Source organism: Moorena sp. SIO4A1, from assembly GCF_010672065.1.
Classification (GTDB): domain Bacteria; phylum Cyanobacteriota; class Cyanobacteriia; order Cyanobacteriales; family Coleofasciculaceae; genus Moorena.
In genome coordinates this window covers 1-1,824 of sequence record NZ_JAAHHX010000470.1, presented here as the reverse complement: position 1 = coordinate 1,824, position 1,824 = coordinate 1, and the positions used below count along the sequence as shown (strand labels likewise).

At 44.4% G+C, this 1,824-nt stretch carries 3 protein-coding genes; all 3 read left to right on the top strand.

Going from position 1 to position 1,824, the window contains the following annotated elements; all coding sequences use genetic code 11:
- Window positions 1–520: 520 nt before the first annotated feature.
- Window positions 521–790 carry a transcriptional coactivator PipX gene (pipX, locus tag F6K53_RS39590; protein ID WP_293052678.1) on the top strand — a complete coding sequence of 90 codons (270 nt, stop codon included), beginning with the start codon at window positions 521–523 and terminating at the stop codon, window positions 788–790.
- 21 nt (window positions 791–811) lie between these two features.
- Complete coding sequence (locus F6K53_RS39585) at window positions 812–1,090, top strand: hypothetical protein (protein WP_293085475.1); 279 nt, start codon at window positions 812–814, stop codon at window positions 1,088–1,090.
- Window positions 1,091–1,404: 314 nt separating this feature from the next.
- On the top strand, window positions 1,405–1,824 hold a 420-nt coding region (gene sepF / locus F6K53_RS39580), incomplete at its 3' end, for a cell division protein SepF (RefSeq protein ID WP_293085472.1).

Sequence of the window (1,824 nt, the reverse complement as noted above, 5' to 3'; positions counted from 1 at the left end):
AACATGTAGAGTTTTGAGCAATCTTTATTAAAGTTTCACGAATTCACAGCTAAAACTATAGCCAAAACGATTAGTGTATTTTTTCCTTCCCCATCCTCTTTCCCTATGAGCGTCTTCTCAATCCTCAGTCTATCTCAAATCGGTTGGTATCGGTATTGAGGAGTTCAACCAAGGTAGGAGAGATTTTGTTATAGCAGATTTGGGTAGACTTGGTAAGTTATATCAGATGGCCATTATCTTAGAAGTCTAATGCCGTCAGAAACAAAATCACCACTAGCCCTAATTTTCTACCTAGCAAACTCAAATCCACGCGCTCAAGCTATTATCTCTATAACTTCGGTTTTGGTCTTTAGGAATTGTTAGGGTCTTGCTGACTCCTAGTCTTACCTGAATTCACTAACCAACCAAACCCCTGGCATAATACCACTAACCTTACTAAGGGAAAGTAAGCCATGGCAATGACTTATTTGACCTAACCTAAGATCGTTCGGTGCTCAAGTCCCGCCTAATATGGATTTTGATGAGTTCTGAAAACTACCTCAATCACCCCAATTTTGGTCTACTGTTTCGAGTTTGCATTGTTGAACCACAACAAGAGTTGTTCACTACGATCTATGCCCAGAGACTTTTCTTTTTGGTGAAAAGTACTACCAATGGCATTGCCTTTGAGCCAATCAGTCGTTCTGAGGCTCGGCTGTTGGTAGAAAATCGCCTGCGCTTACTTAGGCGCAGTGGTTCATCGGCTGATTATGAGCAGCTTAGAGTTATCTATCAGCAAACCTTCCAATAAGTTCCATAAGGAAACCTTCCCATGATTGGTTTAATTACAGAACCCATTACCAAGATTCGCCAACAAATCCCACCCAATTTACCGCTGAAAGCAGTTACTAAAACTAGGTCCCTAGAAGCTAGGGGAGGGGCTGATGCTGCGCCATCTGCGGGATTGCCTCCAAAAGTGGTTACGACCTGGGGCTTCTTTTGCTGGAAGCTAAATTTGAAGTACCCACAACCAAATCGAAGGTTGTTGAATGGGTTGGTCTTACCGCCAAAAGTAAGTCCCAACGACCATTGTGAGCGTCTGCTGAAATGAGATTATCGGATGAGGAAGTAATGGGGTAGTATATACCCAACCACATCCATCATCAATATTGCCCTCTTATATATAATGGCATAGCCTTCTGAAAGTTGCTTTTTTCGAGAACTACACCCCGATCAGAAGGCAGATCTATCTTTTATATTGATAACCTTGTGGTGTTCTCAAGGGTGAAAATTATTAAGTAAGCTCAGGGGTAAGTTAGACTGTTTAAGTTCTAGTCTAAGCATCTACTAAAGACTGCTGCCCTAGAGAAGGTCGATTATCGGCTTTGCAGAAGCTTACACTAAAGTTGTGATGGAGAGTTGACTATGAGCGGTATTTTTAATAAACTGCGCGATTTCGTCGGTCTGAATGAGCCAGTGGAATACGAATACGAATATGAAGACATTGAGGGGGATGCCTACCCAACTCCCTACCCACAAGAGCAACCGGTTCAACCGCCACCAGAGGAGGAACGTCCGACCAGACGCCGTTCTCGGGAGCGGACAACGGTCTCAGAAGCAGGGGTAGGGCCATCTCCCATCAATAATGTGATTGGCATGCCTGGAGCAGTCAATGGCCTTTCTGAGGTGGCAGTGATTGAACCTCGTTCGTTTGAAGAAATGCCCCAAGTGATTCAGGCACTGCGGGAACGGAAGTCGGTGGTTTTAAACCTGACCATCATGGATCCAGACCAAGCACAACGGGCGGTGGACTTTGTGGCTGGTGGGACTTACGCTATTGATGGA

Bases quoted from the DNA above. Each gene is read 5' to 3' on its own strand.
- pipX (WP_293052678.1), top strand. From the start codon at position 521: ATGAGTTCTGAAAACTACCTCAATCACCCCAATTTTGGTCTACTGTTT.
- F6K53_RS39585 (WP_293085475.1), top strand. From the start codon at position 812: ATGATTGGTTTAATTACAGAACCCATTACCAAGATTCGCCAACAAATC.